Here is a 24,839-nt window from a genome sequence, read left to right as displayed (position 1 = left end):
ACAGCGCACTCGCTTCCATCGGCCAACGGACGCACTCACCCGAGTCGATCGCCCACGGCGGCCGCCACGTCGTCGAGCGCGTGATCGGCGGCGTCGATCGAGCCCGCGAGGCTGAGGAAGCCGTGGGCCATCCTGGGGTAGTGAGCGTGGTCGACGGCGACACCGGCGTCGTGGAGACGGTCGGCGTAGGCGACGCCCTCCTTGCCGAGCGGGTCGAACCCACAGGTGACGACGGTCGCGGGCGGCAGGCCGGCGAGTTCGTCGGCGCGGAGCGGCGAGGCGTCGGGGTCCGCGCCGTCGTCTGGCGTCGGGAGGTACTGCTCCCAGAACCAGTCCATGTCCGTCCGGGTGAGGAGCCCCGACCAGTCGTCACAGGGGTCGGCATCGGCGGCGTGATCGGTGATCGGGTAGAGCAGGACCTGGTGGTCGAGCTCGATATCGGTCTCCTGTGCGTGGCGCGCGACGACCGCCGCGAGGTTCCCGCCCGCGCTGGAGCCGGCGACGCCGAGGCGGTCGGGATCGCCGCCGAACGCCCCCGCGTTCGCGGCCACCCACGAGAGCGCGCTCTCGGCGTCCGCGACCGCGGCCGGGAACGGGTGTTCGGGGGCGAGACGGTAGTCGACCGAAACCACGATATGACCGGTGCGGCGAGCGAGGCGACGGCAGATCGATCCCGCCGAGTCGAGCGTCCCCAGCACCCACCCGCCACCGTGATAGAAGACGAGGACCGGCGCGGGTGAGGAGACCGCGGGCCGGTAGAGACGGACGGGGATGTCGTCTGCGGGACCGGGGATCGAGCGGTCGTCGACGCGATCGACGGCGGGGGCGTCGGCGGTGAACACCCTGTCCTCCAGGCGTCGCGCCCGCTCGACCGTCATCTCGTGCCACGCTGGCAGCCCTTCCTTGCGGCGGATCGCCGCAATGGCGGCCGCCATCTCCGGGTGGAGCGTCGAACGCGGTCGGTCGGTGGCGGATCGCTGTCGGGACACTGTTCGTTGTCTCGGTTCGTTCCGTCCCGTCGAGTATCACTGTTCCGGCTCCGCCTGGCGTGCCCGTCGGGCTCACTCGACGCGTCGCTCGCCCTCGCCGGCGACCTCGCTCTCGAAGTACGATTCGAGCAGCTTCGCCTCACCGGTGCGGACGTGCTCGTGGAAGGTCGGTCCGGCGATGCCGAGCGAGTCGGCGATCTCCTCGCCGTCGATGGGGCGTGGCCACTCGAAGAACCCCGAGAGATAGGCGGTTTCGAGCACCTCCGTCTGGCGATCGGTGAGCGCGTCGTCGAGCGCCGCCCGGAACTCCGCACCGCGCGTTCCCGTGCGCTCGCGCTCGCGCTGGGCCACCAGCTCGGTGTCGGGATACTGCTCGGTGATCGCCGCGACGATCGCACGGACGTCGGCGTCCTGGGGGAGTTCGAACACGAGTCGACCCTCGCCCTCGGCGGCGACACCCTCCCGGATGACGCCGCCCTGTTCGGCGAGCGACACCGTGCTCGACGAGCCGTCGGAGACGAGCCGGAAGACCGCCTCGGTGCCGTCCTCGCCGTCGTGTTCGCTCACCAGGGTGGCCTCGATGTCCTCGCGCTCGTCCGCGAGATCGAGCACGGTGTCGGGATCGGTCCCGGTGACGGTGACGAACTCCACGAGCGACCCGTCGGAACGCTCGACGATGCCGTCGAGCGTGACCTCACAGTTCGTCCGGGCGGTGAGGTCGATCGTGAAGATCGAGCGGTCCTGCAGGGCGAACTCGAGTTCGACCACGGTGTCCGAAACGAGCGCGCGCCGGCGCTCGACCGCGCTGAAGGCGTACGCGATGGTCTCACCGAGTTCGGCCAGTACCTCGCGTTCGGTCTCGTCGAACGCGTTCGGACGGGGCGAGTAGACACACAGTACGCCGTAGGCCGTCCCCCCATAGACCAGTGGGATCGCGGCCGCCGACTCGTAGCCGCGTTCGAGCGCGGCCTCGCGCCACGGCGCGAACGCCGGATCGTCGGCGATCGACTGGGCGACCTGCATCTCGCCCGCCCCGATCGCGGTGGCGGCGGTCACGTGGTCCTCGCGCCCCTCGTCGGGGTCGGGACGGTCGTCGAGATAGCCATCCTCGACACCGGCCCACTCTCGCGGTTCGACGCCCGCCTCGGCGACGCGGCGCTCGCCGATCCACGCGAAGCGGTAGGCGTCCTCACCGGCGAGGTTCGAACAGACCGCCTGCTCGATCTCCTCGCGCGTCGAGGCGCGCACCAGCGCCTGGTTCACGTCGCGGATGATCTCGTTGATCCGGTTGGTCGTCTCGAGGCGCTCGGCCTGGTATTCGAGCGCGTGCTCGTGGTTCTTCCTGTCGGTGATGTCCTGAAACACGCCGACGGTGCCCCGGAACTCCGCCTCGAAGGGAAGCAACGAGACGTGCACCAGATAGGTGCGTTGCTCGCCGTCGGGTGGCGTGATCTCGGCCTCCATGGTGGCAGTTTCCTTTTCGGTTTCCGAGGACAGCAGCTCGCGGATCGCGTCGAGGTACTCCTCGACGACCGCCTCGTCGACCACGCCCGCCTCGACCAGTGTGAGAAACGGTTCGCCCACCAGCTCCTCGCCGGTGTGGCCCACCATCGACCACGCGGTGGCGTTGGCCCCGAGGATCGTTGCCGTCTCGTCGAGCACGAACACCCCGACAGGCGCGGTCTCAACGATGGTTTCGTACCGTTCGAGTTCCTGTTCCCGCTGGCGTCGTTCGGTGACGTTCCGGCCGATGCCACAGATCCCGAGAACGTCGCCGGCGTCGTCCTCGACCAGCGCGCCCGTGAACTCGTAGGGGACGTGCTCGCCCGACTTCGTGACGAGCTCGGCCTCCACCGTCGCGCGCCCCTCCGCGACGGTTCGATCGATCGCTCCGGCGACCGCTTCGGTGTCGGCGTCAGCCACGAAATCGGTCGGTGCCATCGTCGCGATCTCCGCGTCGGTGTAGCCCGTCACGTCGGCGAGCGTCGCGTTCCACTCGACGAACTCGCCGTCGGGATCGAACACGAAGAAGACGTCGTCGAGCGCGTCGACCGCGCTCCGGACGAACGCGGTCCCGTCCGTCGTCCCTGTTGCAGTGGCGTCGGCCTGCCGACGCCGACGTTCCTCGTCGAGGATGACACCGACGTGGGCGGCCTCTTCGCCCACCGCCTGCTCGTCGTACCGGATGCAGTGGTCGGCTCCCGCGCGGATCGCGTTCGCGGCAGTGGTTGCGGCCGGGTAGAGGAGAACGATCGGGACGTCCGGCCTGGCCGCTCGGATCCGTTCGACTGCGTCGAGTGCGTCCTCGGCGGGGTGGGGGCCGACGACAACGCAGTCGATCCCGTCGAGGTGATCGGACGTCTCCTGCGCCTCGGTCACGGTCGTCCGCACCTCGTGCTCGCGTTCGAGTGCGGCCGTGAACTCGTCGAGCGGGGCCGTCGCGTCGGCAACCACGAGTGCCTGCGGCGGTTCGGACGGTGCGAGGCTCGGTTCGTCCGTCGGCTCTACCCTCATGACGGTTCACCGCCGCGAACGGAAGGGCTGTCGAGTGCAGTTCCGTCTCGTCCGTCGAGGGACTCGACGCCGGTCGGCCGCCCGTTCGACAGGGTGGACTTCGTACCGGCTGTCACTGGTTTGCTACCGATCGGCCGTCAGTATGAGCGTTTCCATTCCTGATAATAAATCAAGCTATTCTGTGCGTGGTCCCATGGAGTAACCGACGAACAGGAAGCCGCCGACGAGCGGTTCGTCCCGATCCCTATTCGGTTAGGTCCGTCGCTTTTCCTCGAGACATCCGTCGGTGGGGGTATGGCACACGACCCTCGCGACGCGAACGACGCGCGGGAGACCACCGACGAATCGTCCGACGAGTCGGAAGCGGGCAACCTCGACCTCACACGGCGGACGCTGCTGAAGACGACCGGCACGGTCGCGGGTGCGGGACTGCTCGGCGTCGGGGCGTCCGGGAGCGCAGCCGCCGCAACCGGCGTGAACGGCGACTTCCGGAACTGGCGCGCCCGCGAGGCGAGCAAGGCGTGGGACCGAGGATTTCGTGGTCGACCCGACCGGACCATCTCGCTCACGGACTCGGGGCTCGACTCGCGTCATCCCGACGAGGGGCCGTGGAACGGCATCACGGCGGTCGTCGACGGTGACGAGGTGAAACTCACACGCCCCGAAGAAAACGACGTCACCGTCGACGAGAGCGAGGTGTTCGCGGACGTCGATCCGTCGAACGTCACTGCCGCGACGCCGAAGACCGTCGGCTGGTACGATCCCGACTCACAGTACGACGTGCCGCGCGACAACGACGGCCACGGCTCGCACGTCGCGGGCATCATGGGCGGATCGAGTCGTGCGAGCGCCTTCGATCCCGACACCTTCCGGGAGGACGACTCACAGCAGGTACTCGCGGCGGGCGAGTTCGCCGAGTACGAGGTCAACGCGGCCGCGGGCACGGGCGTGTTCGGGAGCGCCTACGGGACCGGCCTCGAACTCGAAGTCGAAGGTCCCGACGGCGAGACGCTCGATTCGACCGCGATCGACTCGGATGCGAGCACACAGGACAACGTCGTCGTCGAGGCTCCCGCCGAGCGGGACGGGACGTACCTCGTACGCGCCAAACCGGCCGGCGGACAGGCGACCTCCTCGGGCGTAGTCGACCGGATCGCAGTCGGCGCGTTCCGCGATCCGGACGAGACGGTCGGCGACCGCACCGACGGTGGGGACGCCGGACTCCACACGGGCGTCGCACCCGATCAGGGGCTCGTCGGCCTCCAGGGACTCTCCGGGCCGACCGAGGACCTCGGCGAGAACGCGGAGGAGTTCGCCCGCATCTTCAACATGCGGGCGGTCAACATGTCGTGGGGGTACGTCGGCGGTCTGCCGCTCGGCGCGTTCGGGGGAACGCTCGGGAACATCCCCGCGAGCATCAAGGACATCGCCCAGGGCGGCATCCTGACCGTCGCGGCGGCGGGCAACTCCGCGACGCCCGCGAACGGCAACGGCGCGCCAGCGGTCGCCGACGAGGCCGTATCGGTGGTCGCCACCGGCCCGCTCGACGGGATCTCGGCGTACTCGTCGGGCGGGATCGGCGGCATCGACGAGGACGCGAACCTCCTCTCGCCGGAACCGGACGACACCTACATGAAGCCGGACGTGACCGCGCCTGGCGGGTATCTCTCCGACGTGGTCAACTCGGTGCTCCGTGGGTTGCCGAACGAACCCGAGGACGAACAGCCACCGATTCGGGAGTACACCGGGAAGGCGGGTACCTCGATGGCGGCACCCTTCACGACCGGTATCGCCGGCCTCGTCGCCAACGCGATGGAGTTCGACGCACCGGACGCACTCACCCTGCCCGAACCCGCCGACACCGACATCGACGACGTGCTCCGGCTGAAGACGGCGCTGCTGGCCACCGCGAGCGAGACGGTGTTCACCGCCGCACCGTACCACCGCGTGAAGACACCGAGCTACGACTTCGGCGGCCGCGACCCCTACGAGGGCTACGGGAGAGTGAACCTCGACGCGGCCATCGACGCCGTCACGACCCACCTCCGGGGAACCTCGGAGGAGGTCGTCGGCCTGAACCTCCCCGAGGACTCGCGGGCCGTCGCGGGCTGCGTGCCGGCCGGTCCCGGTACGCTGACCGCCGAGGTGAGCTTCGATCACTACTCCGGCGGCAACAAGGGCCAGGCCAACGGCCAGCCGCCCCACCTCGACCTGTTCGTCTACGACGCCGAGGAACCCGCCCAGCACGGCGAACCCAACATCGTCGCGCGTGACATGGGGCTGCAGGGCGACGCCACCGCCTCCGTTTCGATCCCCCGCGATGCGGACCAGAAGATCTACTACGTCGTCGCGAAGCTCGTGAACGTTCCGGGGGCGGTGAACGGCGACGATGTCCAGGCGCACTTCGACCTCACCATCGACGGGGCCGACGATCTGTTCGTCTCCGGTACCCGATCGGACGACGGCTCGGTGTTCACCGCGGACCAGACGAACGAGATCGACCTCACGATCGACCCCTCGCGGCCCGGATCCGTTCGGGATGCGGTGCCAAGCGAGTGGACGGTCAAGACCGAGTTCTCCGACGACGTCGAGCGCGTCGAGCAGGCCGAAGGCGTCCAGTACGTGTACTTCGCCGAGGACGCGGAGGCCGATACGGACAACGAGTACACCTACCTCGTCGAAGCACCAAACAGCGGGAACGTCATCGAGGACTCCGGGCGGTACCAGTTCGGCCCCGCCGAGGTCGAGATCTTCGGGCGCTGGATCGCCGCGAACGGCACCGCGGAGACGAACACCGTCGCCGGCCTGAACACGAACCTCTGAGCCGGTCGACTCGGCTCAGTTTCGCCGGTTCAAGCGGTTCGATCGTCGAGCGGTAGTCGACGCCATTCAGATGGTCGATCTGCGATGGCCTCGGTGGTCCCGTTCTCGATCGCTTCACCCCAGCTCGTTCAGGGGAAGACTATCCTCGCGCGTTCCCGAAAATAGCCTCGAAACGACACAGCAACGGCATTTCTTCCTGAACACCGTTCGTCGCCTAACCGAGTAGGCTCCCCGCTTATGATGCCAACGCCAGTCAAAATGGAATGTAATGAACCAGCCACGAGCGGCCGACGAGCGAACGACGGACGATCGGGCGACCGAGGACGCCGACGCGGACGCTGGCGGACAGCACGGTCTCTCGCGGCGCTCGGTGATGAAGGCCGCCGGTGCCGCTGGCGCAACCGCGCTGGTCGGGTTCGGGGCCACCGGCACCGTCGCAGCCGAGATACCCACCATCGACGACGCGCTCGACACGGCGGGCGGTCTTCAGGAAGCGCTCGTCGTGTTCGACTCGAACGACGACGTCGACCGGCTCGCCGATCTGACCTTCGAGCACGATCGCACGAGGGACTACCACGCGTTCTCGGTGCTTCCGATCGGCTACACGATGCTGACCGGGAGTCAGATCGAGACGGTCGCGGGCTGGTCGTCGGTTCGGCACGTCCAGCCGAACGCCGAACTCGAGTTCCACAACGACGACGCCCGCGAGCGGACGGGGGCGAAAGAGGTGCAACAGGAGCAGTTCTACACGGGCGAGAGCACCCACGCAGTCGTGATCGACTCCGGGATCGACGGCGACCACCCCGACCACGGCACGCTCCGGCACAACTACAAGTACACCAACCCGCTCGACCGCGAGACGATGTGGGTCGACGTCGGTCCCGCCGATACCGACGACAACGGGCATGGGACCCACACCTCAGGTTCGGTAGCGGGCGATGGCTCCGCGAGCAACGGCGAGTACAAGGGGATGGCTCCCGACGCCGATCTGACGGTGTACTCGACCGGACTCACCCTCGCGGTCGTGAACTCGATCGGCGCGTTCGATCACCTGATCGATCAGCAGCGCGCGGGGAAAACCGACGTACAGCTCGTCTCGAACTCCTACGGCCCCACCAGCGGGAACGGCCAGGACTTCAACCCAGACAGCGCGATGAACGTCGCCACGTACACCGCCTTCGAGGCGGGCATCCTGTCGCTGTTTTCGGCCGGCAACTCGGGGCCGGGAACGAACACCCTCTCGAAGTACGCGAAGGCCCCGTGGGTGGTCGGCGTCGCGGCGACCGACGACGAGGTCAAGGTCACGGGCTTCTCCTCGCGCGGGCGCAAACCCAGCTACGACGGTGTCACGAACTACGACCGGCAGGAAGCGCTCGCGAACGCCCGCGATCACTACGAGAACGACGGCGGGTCCAGACCCTTCGGAATCTACCGGAACGGCGTCGGCGCGAACGGCGCGAGCGTGGTGAGCACGATGGCCCCGAACGATCCCCTCCAAGGTACCGACAACGGTGACAACGAGAGCCTCGCGCGGCCCTACTACGCGGCCATCTCGGGCACCTCGATGTCGTGTCCCGTGACGGCGGGCGTCACGGCGCTGATCAACGACGCCTACAAGCAGAACCACGGCGAGTTCCCGGACCCGATCGACGTGCTCAACACCCTCGAAGCCACCGCCCGCGACGCCCGGACGGACCACAACCCGTACAACATCGGGGCAGGGTTCATCGACGCCGCGGCCGCAGTCGAGCGCGCCGAGGCGGGGGATCTCGCGGGCTTCGACGAGGTGGCAATCGCGACCGAAGGAACGGCTCCCGAGTTCGTGTTCACACCGAACGGGACGCGCGCCGACGACGGTTCGGTGTTCACCGCAGGCCAGACCAATCAGGTCGACATCACCGTGACCGAGACGGCCACCGACGTCGTCGTCCGCGACACCATCCCGTTCGGCTGGGAGATCGTCGCCGGGGACAGCGCGACCACCTACACCGAGGACGGCGAGCGGTTCGTCGAGTTCGACGCACCGGCGAGCGCGGGCGAGACCCGGACGTACTTCGCCGAGGCACCGGGCTCCACGGGGAACGACGAGTTCGGTCCCGGCCAGGTTCAGGCGGCGGACGGCAGCACCGTGTTCGTCGACGTCACGGACACCGAGACGAACACCGTCGGTGGCGTCGATACGTCGTAGGCCAGTCGCCGCGATGGCCGTTCGACTCAACGTTCGTTTGCGAACGGCGGGTAGTTCACGTCCGAAGTCGTACGAGTTCCACGAGTGAGTTCGATGTGAGCAGCGGCGGAGAGCCGGGTTCGAGTGGATCACCGGTTCGACCCACTACGATCGGGCGATAGACTTAGTGTCCTGTGGTTCGCAATCGGGGGTATGCCCGAGGAGCCCATTGAGGCCGAAGAGGAGCGGATAGCGGAGGACGCCGCTTTCGTTCAGGGATCGTCGAGTGCGGAATCGTCGGTGAGCACCGCATCGTCGACGCGATCGGCGCGTTCGGCGGTGCTGTTCCGATTGGTGGAGGGGCCGATGGCTCCACAGGAAGTCGGTGAGGGCACGTCGGTCAGCACCGGCCAGGCCCACCGCACCCTGAACGAACTGCGCAAGCGTGAGCTCGTCGAGCTGGTCGTCCCCGAGGACGCATCGGACGGGCCGATCTTCGAGCTGACGGTTCAGGGCGAAAAGGTGGCCTTCCACATCGAGCGCTATCAGAAAGCGTAGCAGAACCCGCTCGAAAAGCCACTGATCCGCCGATGTAGCGGTATGCTGGTGGAGCGATCCGCTCACGAGAACGGTCGTGACCCTCGACTGCCGGCGCACGATCCGCTCCGGAGCGTGCCGAAACGACGCTTCCGTCGGTGTCGATCAGTGACGAGGGCGGTGGCTGGCGATCACTCGGTCGCGGGATCGTGGTCGTCGAACCAGGCGGTGAGCTCCTCGATGCGGTGGATCGCGCGGTCGGGATCGCCGATGTTGTGGTGTTCGTCCTGGTAGATCACGAGCTTCGACTCGACGCCCTGTTTCTTGACGCTGACGTGGAGCTGTTCGGCCTGCGTGGGTGGGCACCGCCAGTCGCGCTCGCCCGCAGTCACCAAAAGCGGCGTGTCGACGTCGCCGACGTCGGTGAGCGAGGAGAGCTCGCGGTAGGTCTCGGGGTTCTCCCACGGCAGCCCGAACTCGTCCTCGTGCCAGTTGTGGTTGTCGTCGGTCCCGAACACGGAGTAGAAGTCGTAGATGCCGTGTTCGGCGGCGGCCGCCGCGAACCGATCGGTCGACGTCACGGTCGCGGCGGTGGTGATCCCGCCGTACGAGAAGCCGGTGACGAACGCGCGATCGTCGTCGACCCACCCGCGCTCGACGAGATGGTCCACTCCCGAAACCACGTCGTCGACCTCCTTCTCGCCCCGCGTTCCCCGTAATCGCTCGCTGAACTCCCGACCGTAGGAGGTCGATCCCCGGTAGTTCGGCCGCAGCACGACGTATCCTCGGCTGGTCCAGTACGGGGTATCGAAGCCAAAGGCCGGCGCGTCGTAGGACATCGGCCCGCCGTGGACCGACGCGACGACCGGGCGGGCGTCGGGGTCCTCGGGATCGAAATCCGGCGGGAGGTACGCCAATCCCTCGATTTCGATTCCCTCGCTGTTCTCCCACGTCACCCGCTCGAAGCCCGGGACCTGATCCTCGTCGAGCAGCCCCTCGTTCGCCGTCGTGACGCGGTCGAGGGGATCGTTCGTCGCGTCGAACTCGTCGATGTCGAGCCCGTACACGTCGGCGGCCGAGGGATCGCTGACCACCACGGCGGCGCGCTCGCCGTCGTCGCTCGGGTCAAGCGCACGGATCGCCCGGTCGTCGCCCTGCCACGGCGCGAGCCATGCGGGATCGTCCGTGTCGGCATCGAGTCGCACCGGTGAGGAGTTGCCCTCGTCGGCGATCAGGGCGACGAGCGTCCCGTCGTCGATCCACTCCGGACCACCGCCCCAGGCGACAGTGCGATCCAGCGAACTCGACACGCTGTGGTCCTCACCGGTGTCGGGATCGATGACGAACACTTCCGCAGGAATGTACCAGTTGGTCGGGTCGCCGCCGACGAAGGCGATCCGCTCGCCGTCGGGACTCCACGTCGGGGCCTGAAGCCGGCGCTCGGCGTCGGTGAGACGCTCGCGACCGGTGCCGTCGGGCCGGATCGTGTAGAGATTGAGCGCCATCGTGTCGTCTGGATCGTCGCCGAGGTAGGCGGTAAAGGCGATCCGGTCGCCATCCGGACTCCACGCAGGTGCGAGCGGTCGTCGACTTCCCATCTCGCCGTCGTTGGCACGGTCGAGTCTAGTCTCCTCTCGACTCTCGACGTCGACGACGAACAGGTAGGTGGTCACGGTGTCGGTCCAGCCCGCCCCGTTCACCTTGTGCTGGAGGCGCTCGATCTCGATCGGGCCGTCGTCGTCGACCTGCTCCTGATACTCCTCTTCCTCGTCGGTCGGGTCGGGAGCCGCGACCACGATCCGGTCGCCGTCGGGCCCCCAGTCGAACCCGGTGACACCCTCGGATCGGTCGGTGACCTGGCGCGCGTCGCCGCCGCGGACGAGGTCGAACACCCAGACCTGGTTCTTCGGTCCGTCGTCCCCGCTGCCGTTGCCGCTCTCTCCGTCCGCACCCTCGTCACCGTTCTCGTCTTCGTCCGCTGTGTCCTCGGGCGGTTCGACCGCGAGTTCGGTGTCCTGCTCGCGGGCGGCGGTGATCGCGAGTTTCGCACCGTCGGGACTCCATTTGGGGCTGCCCGCGTCGGAGGCGCGGGTCAGTCGGTAGGGCTCCTCGTTGCCGTCGGTGGGGGCGACGAACACCGATCGTCGGCGCTCGTCCTCGTCTCCATCGGATTCGGTGGCGACGAACGCCACCCGTTCCCCGTCGGGCGACGTCGCGATGTCGAGGATCGCAGTGTACTCGTAGAACGCCTCGCTCGGGAGCGGGTCGGTATCGCTTGCCATGAGCGCATGCACGAACGCCCTCGGTTATCAGGCTATGCCCCGCGGCAGTCGGCTCGACGGGGCGCACAGGAGCACGGGACGTCGCCGTCCTCGCCGAGATTCCCACACCATGGATGGGGCCACCGTCACGCGATCCGCGACGCTACCACCAGAACGCGAACGCCACCCGGAAGGCGGCGTACGCGCCGATCGTCGAGAGCACCGGCACGACGTTCTGCATCACGATCACCCGGCCGGTCGTGCCGGGGTCGAACAGCTCGCCCGCTTCGGCCACGGCCTCGGGTTCCTCCTCGCCGATCTCGGGTGGCTCTTCACCCGGTTCGTCGGCGGCCAGCGCGTCCATCGAGAGCGGTGGCGTCTCCTCGCCGCGAACGCCCTCGGCGACGGTGACGGTGCGGGTCGCCCGTCCCCAGCCGAGGCCGACGATCGACATCGTCGCGATGATGACGAAGGAGGCGGGGATGCCGATCGCCGAAAGGCCGATCACGATGCCCGAGGAGATCACCGCGACCACGATGGCCGCGGTCAGCGGCAGGGTGGTGATGTCGCTGCCGAGGGTGTCGAGCGTGCGCCTGGCGATCGTGAACGCACCGACGGTGACCGCGATGCCGCCGAGGATCATCAGCGGGTTCAGCGAGACGCCGGCTCCATACAGCGGCGCGATCGCGTTCGCCATGTTCGAGGTTCCCGCCGAGAACGCCATCACGCACGCGATGGCGACGACGACCACCGCGCCGGCCAGTTCCCGCGTGGTGGTGTTCGCGCCCAGTCGTGGCGTCGGAATCGTCCCGGTGCGATCGAGTTCGAGCAGCGCGCCCTCGGTGCTCGTGATCGCGATCCAGCGGTTGATCCGGGGGTAGAAGTACCGACCGACCACCATCGAGGTCCAGAACCCCACGAGCGGGGCGACGATCCACCAGATCGCGATCTCGCCCATCACGGCCCAGTCGAGCTCGCCCGTCGCGACGCCGAGACCCGCGATCGCGCCCACGGCGGTCATCGACGTCGAGGCGGGGGCCCCCGAGTAGTTGCCGACGAACAGCGCGCCGCCGATGAAGAACAGGACGACGATGCTCGTTTCGATCGTGAACACGCCCGGATCCGTGAGGAGGTCCTGGCCGAGCGTGTCGACGACCCGCCGGCCGACGGTCCACGCGCCGACGAAGAAGAAGACCGACATCAACCCCGCCGCGGCGACCTTCGAGAGCACCCCCGCGCCGACCGCCGGGCCAAAGGCCGGCCCGGTGTTCGCACCGCCGATGTTGTAGCCGACGAAGAGCGCGACGACGAGACCCACGACAAGGAGCGGTTCGACCATACCGAAAGAAGCGCTCAGGGCGGCTTAAACGACCCGTCTGGCCGCCGGCCTTCGGAGACAGTTCTTCGTGGTTGCAATCGAGGGGGTTCACCGTCGCTGTCCTGGAACTTCGTGTGACGATGTACGATCGACGGTATAACTATCCCCGACACCTATCCATACAGTAGACAATGAATCCGAATCGCGTCGACTCCATCGTCGACTTCACCTACGGCGTACTGATCTTCGTCTCGGTCGCCCTGATCCTCACCGTCGGCACCGCGGTCGGTGTCGCGTTCGGCCTGGGCGTGCTCGTCTCCTACGCCATCCACGTCGGCTGGAAGATGGCCCGGTTCGATCCCCGGTGGATGACCGAGGAGGTCGACGAACGGGTGGAGGAGACGGTCTCGGAGGAGGTCGACGAGGTCATGCAGCGCGTCGAGGAGGTCAACGAGCGCGTCGATCGGCGACCCCGGGAGGACGAGGTCGAGGAAGTGCTCACCGAGGAGGTCGACGAGCGCGTCGAGGAGACGGTCTCCGAGGAAGTGGACGAACGGGTCGAGAAGACGGTCTCCGAGGAAGTCGACGAGCGGGTGGAGAAGACGGTCGCCGAAGAGGTCGACGAGCGCGTCGAGGAGACGGTCTCCGAGGAGGTCGGCGAGGTCACGAAGCGAGTGGAGGAGGTCAACGAGCGCGTCGATCGACGACCCCGGGAGGACGAGGTCGAGGGGAAGATCGACGAACTGACCGAGGAGCAGCGCCAGCGCCAGCGTGAGGAGGAGGAGAGCCGGGACGAGGGTAGCGACACGAACTGAGTCGGCCTCGCGTTCGGCCGCCTACTTGGCGGCGGACGGTGTTGCGACCGATCACGGTGCTCCTGGCTACCGACCGGCGTACCGCCCCGGCGTCACTCGCCCACGTCGATCGGCGTTCCCCGATCCGCACTCTCGGCGAGCGCGTCGATGACCGCCATCGTGCGCTCGGCCTCGCGGGCGTCGGTCCGTGGTCGGCGGTCGTCGTGGATAGCGTCGACGAAGTGTTCGACCTGGCGACGGTACTGATCGACGTCCGAGAACGTCTCGGTGACCTCGCGGCCGTCGACCGAATACCGGAGCGTGGCCCGGTCGCCCTCGCGCGGGACGAACGCCGGGTCGGCTTCGAGCCACCCGTTTCCGGCCTCGACCCGGTAGAACTGGGTATCCTGGGTGTCGAAGCTACACGACACCTCGGCGGTCGCGCCGTCGGAATATTCGAGCAGTCCCGTGAGCTGGGTGTCGACGCCACAGTCCCGGCTGTCGGTCGCGCTCGCGTACGCGCGATCCGGTTCACCGAGGAACAGCCGTGCGGCGGTGACGGCGTAACACCCGACGTCCATCAGGCTTCCACCGGCGAAGTCGGGATCGAGCCGGATGTCCTCGGCGTCGCGGCCGAGCGGGAACTGGAAGGACGACTTCACGAACCGGACGTCGTCGAGTTGCTCGCGCACCACCGCGACTGCGCGCTCGGTCCGCGGGTGATAGCGATACATGAACGCCTCCATCAGGGTGACGCCGCGCTCGTCGCAGTACGCGCCGAGGTCGCGCGCCTCGGCCGCGTCGACGGTCAGCGGTTTCTCACAGAGGACGTGACAGCCCGCGTCGGCCGCGCGCTTCGTCCACTCGGCGTGGTGGGCGTTCGGCAGCGGGTTGTACACCGCCTCGACATCGTCGTCCGTGAGCAACGCCTCGTAGGAGCCGTGCGCCCGGGGAACGTCACACTCGTCGGCGAAGGCTCGGGCGCGCCCCTCGTCGCGGGAGGCGACCGCGAGCACTTCGTGATCCGTCGCCTCGATGGCCGGGAGCACTGCGGTTCGTCCGATGTTCGCCGTGCCGAGAATGCCGAATCGCATGGCACTACTCGAACGCGCCAGCGAGAAAAGCCATCCGCCGCGCGGTCGGAATCCGACCCACCGGGAGTTGGCGTGCGGACGGGGAACGCCGGGGCGGTGCGGACTACTCCTCGTCGCGCGCCGCGAGCCCGGCGAGATGGGGCGCTTCCTCGATCACGACGTCGACGCCGAGGCGGGCGGCGTCCTCGCTGCCGGGCAGGCAGAACACCGGCACGCCGTTGCCGGCGTCCTCGGTCCCGCCGCCGCTCGAACTCCGGTCGACGATCCCCGCGGTCGCGCGGGTGGCGACGACTCGCGTCCCGATCTCCTCACGCGAGAGCGCGCGGAACAGTTCGCCGAACCCGGGAAGCTCCTTCCCGAACAGCGATCTGATGGCTTCGATGGTCACGTCGTCGGGTGTGACGCCCGTCCCGCCGGTGGTGACGACGCAGTCGACGTCCTCGCGCCCGACGAGGGCGTCGACGCTGCCCTGGATGCCGTCGTGGTCGTCGTCGACGAGTTCGCGGGTCGCGACCTCGTGCTCGGTGTCCTCGATCGCGGCCGCGATCGCGTCGCCTGCGGGATCGTCCTCCAGGGTTCGGCTGGTCGAGACCGTCACGATCCCGACCCCGATCGGACCGAAATCGTGAGCGTGGGCGTGGACGGGGTCTGCGTGGTCGTGGGCAGCGTGGTCGCCCCCGTGATCGGCGTGACCGTGCTCGTGATCGTCGCCGTGTGCGTCGTCGGGGTCGCCGCCGTCGGTGTGTCGCATGGTCGGAACTACACCCGCGCGACCAAAACCCGCCGGGTTTTTGCCCACACCGGTCGTGGTTCGGGTATGCGCGGTTCCGAACGCCGATCGGTGGGTCGTGGGGTGTCGGGATGACCGACGAGTACGTCCACGACCCGGAGGCGTTCGAGGAGAGTCCACGGAGCGAGTACGACGAGGCCGCTGCACGCGGCGAGAATCGCTCGTTCGACTGGCGCGGTTGGATCCTCGTTGGCGTGATCGTCGTCGCCTTCCTGATCGCGCCCGGACTGATCCTCGCGATACCGTACGCCGGCGGTACGCTGAGCGCGCTCGGACTGACGTGGCGCGATACTTTTCTCGTCCTTCCGCTGCTTCCCGCGCTCGCGCTCGGACTGACGGCGGTGTGGGCGGCTGCACGGACGTAGGGAGCGATCGGTACGCGTAGGAACGATCGGTCCGAACAGTACTGATCTGTAGACCGACGACGAGGTTTTGTTCGTGTGCGACAACTCCGAGACGTACGCCCCGGACGACGCGTCGCGGACGCGGATGACTCCCGAGCCGACAGTCGGTCGTCTCGACGGCTGCTTTCAGCCACCGGGCGAACTGACGACGGGGAGAACACAACAGCGACGCATCGCGGAGCGATCGCAGCGCCGTTCGACGCGAACACCGGAGCACAACCAATGTCATCCAATCAACGCGGGCAGCCATCGAACACTGGCGGCGAGACGGGCGAGAAAACGATCGTCGATGTCGAAGGCACGACGGAGGACACGACGTCCACGAGGGCGCGGTTCTGGCTGACGAACGACGTCCTCGCGATCGTCCTCACCCTCTCGTTCATCGGGTTGTTGGCGATCGCCGGACGGGGTATCATCGACCTGGGGGCGATCCCGGTCGAGATGCGAGTGGTCTACGTGAGTCTCGTCGGGGCCGCCGGCGTCTGGGCGTTCGGCGAGATGGCGTTCGAGAGCTGGGGGAGCAATCGCAGCGGTGGCGGCGGGAGATAGCGACCAGCCCCGGCTGGAACAGCGAGACGATCGACGACCGAACACGACGAACCACACACGATGGAATTCACCGAAAAACTCCTCGGCGAGGGGACCACGGCGGAGCATCGAGGAACGGACGACGAGGGCAGTGACGAAGCGGACGGCGACGGTCGGAGCAGTGACGATGGCTCACCGCGACCCAACACGGAGGCCGAGACCGGAGCCGCGACGGCCGACCGATCGGAGCGCGACCGGGCGACGCGGGGCGGCGTCGCGGTTCCACGGATCGAGACGACCGATCCCGACGACGGAGCACCGACCGCAACGGCCGAGTCGAGCGACGGCGGCGCTGCGCCACGAACCACACGACAGGTCAGGGCCACACAGCAAGCCAGAGCGGCCGACGACGCGCCCGTACCGGCGACGGACGAATCCGTCGGCGGCGGGAGCTCGACCGATCCGGCCTCGGAGGACACACCGGCAACGACGGAGTCCTCGACGACAGCGACGAAGGGGACGGCACGCGAGAGCGACGGGTCCGAACGGCGAAGCGACGAGAAGGAGTGCGATGGGAGTCCGGCCGCGCCAGGCCGCTCGGTCGCGGTCGACGGATCGAGTGCGCCGACGGCCCCCGAGATCCGGGTCGCGGAGGGCCGCGACGTCACGATCACCGTCGGCCACGGCGTCCGTATCGCGGAAGCCCGCGGGATTCGCGTTGCGGAGAACGCGACGGTCCCGCAGGACGACTGAACGACGAGAGCGCAACTCGATTCACCGATGGCACACACGATCACGATTCACGACGACGGCAACGGCGACGCCAACCCTTACTGGGTGGCGTTCGACGGCGACACGAAGCCGGAACAGACGACCAGTCACGGCGCGACTACGGACGAGAGCGACGCGATCACGCAGACGGCGAACGGCTACCGCGCCGACGGCACGGTGTACGGTGGCCGCGACGCGTACCGCTACCACGGCAAACGCCTCGGCATGGCATTCAAGTACCCGGAACGGGTCAGGATCAAGATCAACGACCAGCAGTGGCGCTCGCCGGCCGCGTTCGGCGAGACGCAGCCGTGGTCGGGCGGCAACGGTGGGGGCGGCGGAAGCGGTAACAGCAACAGCGGAGACGGCGACGGTGGCGACGGCAGCAGTGACAGCAGTAGCAGTGGTTCGTCGACGAAGCAGCCGAGCAGCGGCGGATCGGCGAAGCGCCACGGCATCGAGTTCGGGCGCGTCGTCCACGCGGTCGACGACCTCGAGATGGACCCCGCGGCCAACGAGCCCATCGACGACGCGCTGCCGACCGGCGAGGGCGGCGTGCTCGTCGAGTTCCCGCCCGGCGAGTACCTGATCGAGTGCCAACAGAGCGTCGTGGACACCGACAGCTGGGGACTGCGCGGTCTCGGCGGCGATCCGCGCGACGTTCGGTTCTACACGCCGAAGGGCGACTGGACGAAGGCGATCGCGTTCAACGGCGGCCGCGGATTCCTCCTCGAAAACTGCTCGTTCGCCCAGCGCGACGATCACGAGACGGGAACCTGCGTCGCGGCCGTCTGCAAGGACGAACTGGAGATCCGCCACGTCCGCCATCTCGGCTACACTCCAAACAGCATCGAGAACCCCCAGGCCGAAGAGAACGGGTACTGCCTCGCGCCGAGCGTCACGGATCCCGACGGCGTGGGGCACGTGGTCGACTACGTCAACGTCGGGGAGTCGACCGTCGCGGACTACCCACAGAACACGATCCCGGTGTTCATCGGCGAGCCGTCACGCGGGACGATACACGTGAAGAAGTGCCACATCGAGAACAAGGGCTCGCACACGCTGTACGCGAGCAAGGCGGCGGCGGTGAAGGTCGAGGGCGGACTGTTCAAGAACAACTCGAACACCAACATGCGGCTGTCGGGGGCCGGTTCGTCGCTCAGGGACGCGACGATCGTCGTGGATCGCGACCCCGAGTTCTTCCGGGAATCGGACACCGGCGAGCCCCAGAACGTCCGCGGGCTGTGGTGGGAAAACCAGAAGAACGGCGCGTCGGGCGGGCTCGTCGAAAACACCGAGTTCGTCTACACCAGCGAGACGCGCTCGGAAGGGGTGATCTGCGTCAACGGCAGCGCTGGCGGGCTCACGGTGCGTGACTGCCGGATCCGCAACACCACCCAGGGCGTACCGAACGTCGTCGTCGACCCCATCGGCAGCGGGGTGCGCGGGAACTGCCCGCCGGGCGACGAGTGGGTCCGGCTCGAAAACGTCACGTTCACCGGCAGCGGCGCTCATCCGCCGGTCGAGGCGAAGCGGCCGGACGTCGACATGCTCGGCTGTCGGGTCAACAAACCAGAGGCCCCGCGGAGTGAGGGACTCAGGAAGTACGACGTCGAACACGGCCGCGTGTGAACGGAGATGGGACGGTCAGGGGAGAATCGTCGCGAGAAGATCGACGTCAGTCCGTCCGACAGTCCGAACACAGCCCGTTTTCCAGATAGACATCCAGCATACCGTTCCCACATTCCTCACAGTCCCGTACGATCTCGTCCTGCCCGATGGTTTCCCCTTCACTTGCCATTGCAAGGTATCACCACCGCATAGATAAATAGCTGCCGGTGATGTCACCGGAGTGTGTGCGACTGAAACGAGGGGTGACGCCCTCCCGGGAGGCTGCGCGGGCGAGACTTTCCCGGCAGTGACCGCTCGCTGGCGGGTGGCTCACCCCTCGGCGGCGGCCTCCGGCAGCACGCGGACGACGACGGTCACGAGACACGCCGACTCCTCGCGCTCGGGGACGTCCGCGATGTCGACGTCGAAGTAGTGATACTCCCGACTCACCGGGACGTAGGTCTCCTCGCCGAAGCTCGCGCGCTGACCGTCCGTCCCGTTGGGCGCGATCTCGCCGAACCGGATCGGCTCGCCGGTTGCGGGGATCGGGAGGCTCGTCCCCTCGGCGGTGGCGAGCAGCTCCCCCGAGTCGTCGTGGCCGAACACCAGCTCGACCTTCTGGCTGTCGCGCTCGGTGATCCGCACCGGCGATCCCGTCGCGCTCGCCGCGGGCTCCACGCTCTCACTCATGGTTCGGCCGTGGTTGGCCGCCAGTCGGGATAAGCCGTCGCGGTAGTGCGGTGCAGCGCACTGTCCCGACGGCGCGGCTTCAGCAGTCGTCGACGGGAAATCGATAGCTGGCGGGAAGGCTTTTGCCGACGTCGAGAGTATGTGATCCATGACCACGACCGAGGAGCTCGCGTCGTTCACCGAAACGGTCGCGTTCGAGGACCTCGACGACGACACGGTCGAGGAGTTGAAAAAGCGCGTGCTCGACTCGGTCGGGATCGCGGTGGGCGCGCTGGGTGCGGAGCCGGTCGAGGCCGTCCGCGAGACGGTCGCGACGACCGCCGCGGGCGACGCCGCGCGGCTGTGGGGGTCGGGGACGCGCGCCAGCCCGACCGGAGCGGCGATGTACAACACCACGCTGACGCGGTATCTGGATTTCATGGACTCGTTTCTCGCGCCCGGCGAGACCCCCCATCCGAGCGACAACATCGCGAGCCTGGTCGCGTGCGGCGAGCACGTCGACGCCACCGGCGCGGAGCTCGTGGAAGCGATCGGCGTGAGCTACGAGATCCAGGGCGAGCTCGCGTGGAACGCGCCAGTCCGGGATCGCGGCTACGACCACGTGACCCACACGGTCATCTCGGCGGCCGCCGGCGCGGGAAAGGTGCTCGGCCTCGACCACGAGGCGCTGCGGAACGCGGTCGGCATTGCGGGAACCGCTCACAACGCGCTCCGGGTCACTCGCACAGGGGGAATCAACGAGTGGAAAGGTGTTGCGAGCGCGAACGCCGCCCGGAACGCGGTCCATTCCGCGCTACTCGCCGACAACGGGATGGACGGGCCGACGAACCTCTTCGAGGGCCAGAAGGGATGGAAACAGATCATTGCGGGCGATTTCTCGGTCGATCTCGATCCCGGCTGCGAGCGCGTGTTCGATACGATGACCAAGCGCTACGTCGCCGAGACCTACGCCCAGTCCGCAGTCGAGGGCGTGATCGAACTCGCCGAACGGGCCGACATCGATCCCGACCAGGTGAACGCGATCCACCTCGATACGTTCCACGGCGCGAAGCTCATCATCGGCGGGGGCGAGGGGTCGAGATACGAAGTCGAGACGAAAGCTCAAGCCGACCACTCGCTGCCGTACATGCTTGCGGCGGCGCTGATCGACCGCGAGCTCACGAACGACGCCTACGACCCCGAGCGCATTCAGCGCGAGGACGTTCAGGAGCTCCTTCGAACGGTGGAGGTCGAGGAGAGCGAGGCGCTCACCGAGCGCTTCGAGAACGGCGAGATGCCCGCGGTCGTCGACATCGAACTCACGAACGATGCGACCCGCCACGTCGAAAAGGACGCGTTCAGCGGCCACCCCACCGACCCGATGACGTGGGAGCAGGTCGAAGCGAAGTTCGACACGATGACCGAAGAACGCTACGACGAGGACCACCGAGAGGAGGTCGTCAACGTCGTCAGAAACCTCGAAACCCACGACGTCGCCGACCTCGTCGCGCTGCTCGACTGACCGAGACCGCCGTCGACCGCAGGACACCGTCCGGCTCGATGTATCAGCGGCTTGAATTGGCCGGGATGGCGTTTTTGTTGGTTCCGCGAGTTCGTGTCCTGTGATACAGTGTTCCTCGGAGGCACGGTCTCCCGCAACGGACGACCGCGGAGCGGTTCGGGGACGACCATGGTAGAATGGACCGAACAGCAGCCACCGGAGGACCGCTATGGGGTACTCGACTCGGACGGATCGCTCGACGGCGACCCGCCGGACCTCGACGACGGGGAGCTGTTGGGGCTGTATCGGACGTTTATCGCCACCCGACAGTTGGAAGACAAGATGTTGAACATGCAGCGCAGCGGCGAGGCTAGCCTCGTCGCGCGCTCGCGGGGTGAGGAGGCCACACCGCTCGGGGCCGCCGCCGCGCTCGCGCCCGACGACTGGGTGTTCTACACCTATCGGCAGAACTCCGCACTCCTCCACTGGGACTACCCGATGGCGGAGATCATCGCGGGCACGATGGGCTTTGCCCCCGAGACGGTCGCCGAACACCTCGATGCCGACGCCGACCCGGACGTGAACTTCGCGCCGGATTACACCCCGATCGGCGTGAACGTCACCAACGGCGTGGGATCGGCGATGGCCGACAAATTCACCGACCGCGACACCGTCACGATGGTGTTCACGGGCGACGGCTCGACCAGTGAAGGCTCGTTCCACGACGGGATGAATTTTGCCGGCGTGTTCGAGCCGCCCGCGGTCATCGTGTGTCAGAACAACCAGTGGGCGATCTCCGAGCCGTCCCAGCGCCAGACCGGTGCTGAGACGTTCGCCCAGAAGGCCGAAGCCTACGGAGTACCCCACGAGCGCGTCGACGGCAACGACGTGTTCGCCGTGTACGAGACGGCCAGCGAGGCGGTCGAACGCGCGCGATCGGGCGACGGACCGACGTTCATCGAGTGCGTGACCTACCGGATGGCAGAGCACAACACCTCCGACAATCCCGACGTCTACCGCGACGACGAGGAACAACGCGAGATGTGGGAAGAGCGCGATCCGGTCGAGCGCTTCGAGACCTACCTCCGCGACGAGGGCGTGCTCGACGACGAAACGAAAGGAGACCTCGAAGACGAGGTCGATGAGCAGGTTTCGGCGGCCGTCGACGCGGCACGGGACATCCCCGATTCCGAACCCGGGCAGATGTTCGATCACAACCTCCACGGGGAAAGCTGGGCCAGTCAGCACCAGCGCGCTGAACTCGCCCGCGAACTCGATGGGAAGAATCCGTTCACCGACTTCACCGGGGAGGGGTTCGATGAGCAGTAACAGTAGCGAAGGCGATGAGGACAGCGGGAACAGTACTGGGACATACCCGAGCGAGGAGCTGGCCCACCACGACCCCGAAGAAGCCGACACCGAAGAAATCGATCTCGTCACGGCGGTGAACGACACCCTCCACCAGGAGATGGCCCGCGAGGAGTCGGTCCGTGTGATGGGCTACGATATCGGACCGCTCGGGGGGGTCTATCGCGCGACCGAGGGACTCCTAGAGGAGTTCGGCGACGAGCGCCTGATCGACACGCCGCTTTCGGAAAACGGAATTTTGGGAACAGCGGCGGGGATGGCGATGCGCGGTGAGCGCCCCGTGGCCGAGATCGAGTTTATGGGATTCTTCTATCCGGCGTTCGGCCAGTTCATGTACGCCGTCGTGAAGATGTACGAACGCAGCGGCGGCGACATCGAGATGCCGATCACCATTCGGCTGCCCTACGGCGGCGGGGTCAAGGCGCTCGAATACCATCAGGAGTCGACCGAGACCTATCAGATCCACACCCCCGGCGTCCGGGTGGTCTGCCCGAGCACGCCCTACCAGACCAAGGGGCTGCTGGCGAGCGCGATCCGGAGTCAGGACCCGGTGGCGTTCATGGAACCGAAGAAGATCTACCGCGGGGTCGAACAGCCCGTCCCAACCGAGGAGTACACGCTGCCGCTCGACGAGGCCCGACTGGTCCGCGAGGGCGAGGACGTGACCGTGGTGACGTGGGGCGCGATGGTGCGCCATGCGGTCGCGGCCGCCGAGGATGTCGACGCCGACGTGGAGATCGTCGACCTCCGGTCGCTTTCGCCGCTCGACGCCGAGGCAGTGCTCGATTCGGTGAAAAAGACCGGGCGCTGCGTCGTGCTCCACGAGGCGCGACGCACTCTCGGACTTGGTGCGGAGGTATCGGCGCTGGTGAACGAGTACGCGCTCGATCGACTGAAAGCCCCAGTGAAACGTGCGACCGGGTTCGACGTTCACTTCCCGGACCACGACATCGAGGACGACTACCTGCCCGACGAGGAGCGTGCTCGGTTTGCGATCGAGGCGGTGATGGACTATGCGTTCTGAGCAACCCACACGACGAGCGGCGTCGCATCGTGCCGTGAGTGTTTGCGCTGGCGTTGGTTGCGCTGACGTGGCTCAGGGAGGGGATGAGACATGACCTTCGAGTTCGAACTGCCGGACCCCGGCGAGGGACTCACTGAGGCCGAGATCGTGGAGTGGTCGGTCGCCGAGGGCGACGAAGTCGCAGAGGATGACGTGCTCGGCGAGGTCGAGACCGACAAGGCCGTCACGGAGATTCCCTCGCCAGTCTCGGGCACGATCCAGAAGATCACTGCCGACGAGGGCGACGTGGTAGATGTCGGTACAGTAATCGTGGTCTTCGACACGGACGAAGAGGGAGACGAGGAAGAGGCAGCAGAGAGTGCAGCGGAAAAAGCGGACGAACAGACCGAAGAGACGACAGAAGGAGAGGACGAAGAGGGTGGAGAAGAGGCCTCGGAAGGAGAAGCCGAGGAGGAAGAGGAAGCCGAAGGAGAAGCGGAAGGTGGAGAAGCGGAAGGCGAAGAAGAAGCGGAACAAGCCGTCACGGAGGTCGGGGAGGAAGGGGCGGAAGAAGCGGAAGCCGAGCCAGCGGAAGCCGAGCCAGCGGAAGCCGAGACCGAAGAGCCCGAAACCGAGGAGGGACGTGTTTTCGCCGCACCGAGCACTCGACGGTACGCCCGCGAGCAGGGCGTCGATCTGGGCGACGTCGACGGATCCGGTCCCGACGGACGGGTGCTGCGCGAGGACATTGAGGAGTACACGGAAGAAGGTGAGGCGGCGGAGGCGGCCGAGGTGGGGGCGTTGCATCCGAGCGTCGAGATCGAGCCGACCGCGGTCGACGAGGACGAGTCGCGGTCGGAGCGCCGTGACCTCTCGGGACTGCGTGCGCAGATCGCGGAGAACATGACGCGCTCGAAGACCGTCATTCCCCATCTGACCTCCGAGTTCGAGGCCGACGCCGAGGCGCTGGTCGAACTCAAAGAACGTCTCGACGAGAAACACGACACCCACATCACGTACACGCCGCTCTTCCTCAAGGCAGTCGTGCCGGCGCTCAAGGAGTTCCCGCTCGTCAATGCGAGCATCGACGACACGACCGACGAGATCGTGGAGAAGAACTACTACAACGTCGGCTTCGCCACCCATACCGACGACGGCCTGCTCGTGCCCGTCATCGACGACGTGGACGCGAAGTCGGTGGTCGAGGTGGCCGAGGAGCTGAACGACCTGGCCGAGCAGGCCCGCGAGCGCGAGATCGACGTCGCCGACCTTCAGGGCGGAACGTTCACCGTCACGAACCTCGCGCTCCACGGCGAGCACCGGACCGGCGGAACGCCGGTCATCAACCACCCCGAGGCGGCGATCCTCGGGATCGGCCACATCCGCGAGAAACCGGTGGCGCGCGACGGCAACCTCGAGGTCAGAAACCGGGTTACGCTCTCGCTGTCGTACGACCACCGGCTCGTCGACGGCGTGACGGCCAACGAGTTCACCGAGCACGTCATCGAGGGGATCGAGGACCCCGACATCCTGCTCTCGCGGCTCTGAGCCGTCGCACCGGGGGTTCCGGCCGCAGGCCGACCGTGGTGCGCTCGCCACCAACTGCTAAATGATTGTCGATTCTACCAGAACGGGTATGTCCGAGAGACCGTTCGACCGGGCGTTCGACTTCCTGCACGTCAACGACCGCCCGGACA

Annotated in this window: 20 protein-coding genes; 12 read left to right on the top strand and 8 right to left on the bottom strand. The window is 67.4% G+C overall.

Annotated elements, in window-relative coordinates:
- Nucleotides 1-35: 35 nt before the first annotated feature.
- Entirely contained in the window at nt 36-935 is a 900-nt protein-coding gene (locus tag TX76_RS07245) for an alpha/beta hydrolase (RefSeq protein ID WP_049901038.1), read from the bottom strand.
- 126 nt (nt 936-1,061) lie between these two features.
- The gene (locus tag TX76_RS07240) at nt 1,062-3,503 is read right to left on the bottom strand and encodes a bacterio-opsin activator domain-containing protein (RefSeq protein ID WP_049901036.1); all 2,442 of its coding nucleotides are present in this window, start codon (nt 3,501-3,503) and stop codon (nt 1,062-1,064) included.
- A gap of 294 nt (nt 3,504-3,797) precedes the next feature.
- Here TX76_RS07240 and TX76_RS07235 point away from each other — a divergent pair, with 294 nt between their 5' ends.
- The 3 genes from TX76_RS07235 (at nt 3,798) to TX76_RS07225 (ending at nt 9,051) form a co-directional block, all read left to right on the top strand.
- Entirely contained in the window at nt 3,798-6,326 is a 2,529-nt protein-coding gene (locus tag TX76_RS07235) for a S8 family serine peptidase (protein ID WP_049901033.1), read from the top strand.
- A 268-nt stretch (nt 6,327-6,594) separates the two neighbouring features.
- Complete coding sequence (locus TX76_RS17020; protein WP_154019030.1) at nt 6,595-8,514, top strand: S8 family serine peptidase; 1,920 nt, start codon at nt 6,595-6,597, stop codon at nt 8,512-8,514.
- Between the two features lie 192 nt (nt 8,515-8,706).
- Entirely contained in the window at nt 8,707-9,051 is a 345-nt protein-coding gene (locus TX76_RS07225) for a hypothetical protein (protein WP_049901031.1), read from the top strand.
- Nucleotides 9,052-9,221: 170 nt separating this feature from the next.
- Here the strand turns inward: TX76_RS07225 and TX76_RS07220 are convergent, their stop codons facing one another.
- Together TX76_RS07220 and TX76_RS07215 are read right to left on the bottom strand one after the other, a co-directional pair.
- On the bottom strand, nt 9,222-11,312 hold the full coding sequence (locus TX76_RS07220; protein ID WP_049901027.1) for an alpha/beta hydrolase family protein: 2,091 nt from the start codon (nt 11,310-11,312) through the stop codon (nt 9,222-9,224).
- 142 nt (nt 11,313-11,454) lie between these two features.
- Nucleotides 11,455-12,630: an inorganic phosphate transporter gene (locus TX76_RS07215; protein WP_049901025.1), complete on the bottom strand. Its 1,176-nt coding sequence runs from the start codon at nt 12,628-12,630 to the stop codon at nt 11,455-11,457.
- A 170-nt stretch (nt 12,631-12,800) separates the two neighbouring features.
- On the opposite strand from TX76_RS07215, the gene TX76_RS07210 reads away from it, so the two are divergent.
- A complete protein-coding gene (locus TX76_RS07210) occupies nt 12,801-13,424 on the top strand; it encodes a hypothetical protein (RefSeq protein WP_049901024.1) in 624 nt (207 codons plus the stop codon).
- A 92-nt stretch (nt 13,425-13,516) separates the two neighbouring features.
- Here TX76_RS07210 and TX76_RS07205 read toward each other — a convergent pair whose 3' ends face one another.
- Together TX76_RS07205 and TX76_RS07200 are read right to left on the bottom strand one after the other, a co-directional pair.
- A complete protein-coding gene (locus TX76_RS07205) occupies nt 13,517-14,497 on the bottom strand; it encodes a Gfo/Idh/MocA family protein (RefSeq protein ID WP_049901021.1) in 981 nt (326 codons plus the stop codon).
- A 103-nt stretch (nt 14,498-14,600) separates the two neighbouring features.
- Nucleotides 14,601-15,248 carry a MogA/MoaB family molybdenum cofactor biosynthesis protein gene (locus TX76_RS07200; RefSeq protein ID WP_049901018.1) on the bottom strand — a complete coding sequence of 216 codons (648 nt, stop codon included), beginning with the start codon at nt 15,246-15,248 and terminating at the stop codon, nt 14,601-14,603.
- Nucleotides 15,249-15,358: 110 nt separating this feature from the next.
- On the opposite strand from TX76_RS07200, the gene TX76_RS07195 reads away from it, so the two are divergent.
- The 4 genes from TX76_RS07195 (at nt 15,359) to TX76_RS07180 (ending at nt 18,622) form a co-directional block, all read left to right on the top strand.
- Nucleotides 15,359-15,652, top strand: coding sequence for a hypothetical protein (locus tag TX76_RS07195; RefSeq protein WP_049901015.1), 294 nt, complete (start codon nt 15,359-15,361; stop codon nt 15,650-15,652).
- A 261-nt stretch (nt 15,653-15,913) separates the two neighbouring features.
- Entirely contained in the window at nt 15,914-16,240 is a 327-nt protein-coding gene (locus tag TX76_RS07190; RefSeq protein WP_049901012.1) for a hypothetical protein, read from the top strand.
- Between the two features lie 60 nt (nt 16,241-16,300).
- Nucleotides 16,301-16,972: a hypothetical protein gene (locus TX76_RS07185; protein ID WP_049901009.1), complete on the top strand. Its 672-nt coding sequence runs from the start codon at nt 16,301-16,303 to the stop codon at nt 16,970-16,972.
- A gap of 27 nt (nt 16,973-16,999) precedes the next feature.
- Nucleotides 17,000-18,622 carry a hypothetical protein gene (locus TX76_RS07180; RefSeq protein WP_049901005.1) on the top strand — a complete coding sequence of 541 codons (1,623 nt, stop codon included), beginning with the start codon at nt 17,000-17,002 and terminating at the stop codon, nt 18,620-18,622.
- 46 nt (nt 18,623-18,668) lie between these two features.
- Here the strand turns inward: TX76_RS07180 and TX76_RS18495 are convergent, their stop codons facing one another.
- Nucleotides 18,669-18,791, bottom strand: a complete 123-nt coding sequence (locus TX76_RS18495; RefSeq protein ID WP_267462362.1) for a hypothetical protein — start codon at nt 18,789-18,791, stop codon at nt 18,669-18,671.
- Between the two features lie 140 nt (nt 18,792-18,931).
- Nucleotides 18,932-19,291 (bottom strand): hypothetical protein, encoded by a 360-nt coding sequence (locus TX76_RS07175; protein WP_049901002.1) that lies wholly within the window; start codon nt 19,289-19,291, stop codon nt 18,932-18,934.
- 148 nt (nt 19,292-19,439) lie between these two features.
- Here TX76_RS07175 and TX76_RS07170 point away from each other — a divergent pair, with 148 nt between their 5' ends.
- The 4 genes from TX76_RS07170 to TX76_RS07155 all read left to right on the top strand — a co-directional run bounded on the left by TX76_RS07170 (nt 19,440) and on the right by TX76_RS07155 (nt 24,690).
- Nucleotides 19,440-20,792, top strand: coding sequence for an MmgE/PrpD family protein (locus tag TX76_RS07170; RefSeq protein ID WP_049900999.1), 1,353 nt, complete (start codon nt 19,440-19,442; stop codon nt 20,790-20,792).
- A 168-nt stretch (nt 20,793-20,960) separates the two neighbouring features.
- Entirely contained in the window at nt 20,961-22,100 is a 1,140-nt protein-coding gene (locus TX76_RS07165) for a thiamine pyrophosphate-dependent dehydrogenase E1 component subunit alpha (RefSeq protein ID WP_049901240.1), read from the top strand.
- The gene (locus TX76_RS07160; protein ID WP_079890772.1) at nt 22,090-23,163 is read left to right on the top strand and encodes an alpha-ketoacid dehydrogenase subunit beta; all 1,074 of its coding nucleotides are present in this window, start codon (nt 22,090-22,092) and stop codon (nt 23,161-23,163) included. Before TX76_RS07165 ends, TX76_RS07160 begins: the two co-directional genes overlap by 11 nt.
- A gap of 90 nt (nt 23,164-23,253) precedes the next feature.
- Nucleotides 23,254-24,690, top strand: coding sequence for a dihydrolipoamide acetyltransferase family protein (locus TX76_RS07155; RefSeq protein ID WP_049900996.1), 1,437 nt, complete (start codon nt 23,254-23,256; stop codon nt 24,688-24,690).
- Nucleotides 24,691-24,839: the final 149 nt, after the last annotated feature.

Source organism: Halococcus agarilyticus (assembly GCF_000334895.1).
Taxonomy (GTDB): Archaea; Halobacteriota; Halobacteria; order Halobacteriales; family Halococcaceae; genus Halococcus; species Halococcus agarilyticus.
Note: the sequence above shows the minus strand (reverse complement) of the source record. Positions and strands in the feature narration are given on the sequence as shown.

Excerpts from the sequence above, each read along its gene's own strand:
- TX76_RS18495 (WP_267462362.1), bottom strand. The coding sequence starts at position 18,791 with ATGGCAAGTGAAGGGGAAACCATCGGGCAGGACGAGATCGTACGGGAC.
- TX76_RS07180 (WP_049901005.1), top strand. The coding sequence starts at position 17,000 with ATGGCACACACGATCACGATTCACGACGACGGCAACGGCGACGCCAAC.
- TX76_RS07195 (WP_049901015.1), top strand. The coding sequence starts at position 15,359 with ATGACCGACGAGTACGTCCACGACCCGGAGGCGTTCGAGGAGAGTCCA.
- TX76_RS07225 (WP_049901031.1), top strand. The coding sequence starts at position 8,707 with ATGCCCGAGGAGCCCATTGAGGCCGAAGAGGAGCGGATAGCGGAGGAC.
- TX76_RS07235 (WP_049901033.1), top strand. The coding sequence starts at position 3,798 with ATGGCACACGACCCTCGCGACGCGAACGACGCGCGGGAGACCACCGAC.
- TX76_RS17020 (WP_154019030.1), top strand. The coding sequence starts at position 6,595 with ATGAACCAGCCACGAGCGGCCGACGAGCGAACGACGGACGATCGGGCG.
- TX76_RS07210 (WP_049901024.1), top strand. The coding sequence starts at position 12,801 with ATGAATCCGAATCGCGTCGACTCCATCGTCGACTTCACCTACGGCGTA.
- TX76_RS07215 (WP_049901025.1), bottom strand. The coding sequence starts at position 12,630 with ATGGTCGAACCGCTCCTTGTCGTGGGTCTCGTCGTCGCGCTCTTCGTC.
- TX76_RS07205 (WP_049901021.1), bottom strand. The coding sequence starts at position 14,497 with ATGCGATTCGGCATTCTCGGCACGGCGAACATCGGACGAACCGCAGTG.
- TX76_RS07245 (WP_049901038.1), bottom strand. The coding sequence starts at position 935 with ATGGCGGCCGCCATTGCGGCGATCCGCCGCAAGGAAGGGCTGCCAGCG.
- TX76_RS07155 (WP_049900996.1), top strand. The coding sequence starts at position 23,254 with ATGACCTTCGAGTTCGAACTGCCGGACCCCGGCGAGGGACTCACTGAG.
- TX76_RS07240 (WP_049901036.1), bottom strand. The coding sequence starts at position 3,503 with ATGAGGGTAGAGCCGACGGACGAACCGAGCCTCGCACCGTCCGAACCG.
- TX76_RS07170 (WP_049900999.1), top strand. The coding sequence starts at position 19,440 with ATGACCACGACCGAGGAGCTCGCGTCGTTCACCGAAACGGTCGCGTTC.
- TX76_RS07220 (WP_049901027.1), bottom strand. The coding sequence starts at position 11,312 with ATGGCAAGCGATACCGACCCGCTCCCGAGCGAGGCGTTCTACGAGTAC.
- TX76_RS07200 (WP_049901018.1), bottom strand. The coding sequence starts at position 15,248 with ATGCGACACACCGACGGCGGCGACCCCGACGACGCACACGGCGACGAT.
- TX76_RS07165 (WP_049901240.1), top strand. The coding sequence starts at position 20,961 with ATGGTAGAATGGACCGAACAGCAGCCACCGGAGGACCGCTATGGGGTA.
- TX76_RS07190 (WP_049901012.1), top strand. The coding sequence starts at position 15,914 with ATGTCATCCAATCAACGCGGGCAGCCATCGAACACTGGCGGCGAGACG.
- TX76_RS07160 (WP_079890772.1), top strand. The coding sequence starts at position 22,090 with ATGAGCAGTAACAGTAGCGAAGGCGATGAGGACAGCGGGAACAGTACT.
- TX76_RS07185 (WP_049901009.1), top strand. The coding sequence starts at position 16,301 with ATGGAATTCACCGAAAAACTCCTCGGCGAGGGGACCACGGCGGAGCAT.
- TX76_RS07175 (WP_049901002.1), bottom strand. The coding sequence starts at position 19,291 with ATGAGTGAGAGCGTGGAGCCCGCGGCGAGCGCGACGGGATCGCCGGTG.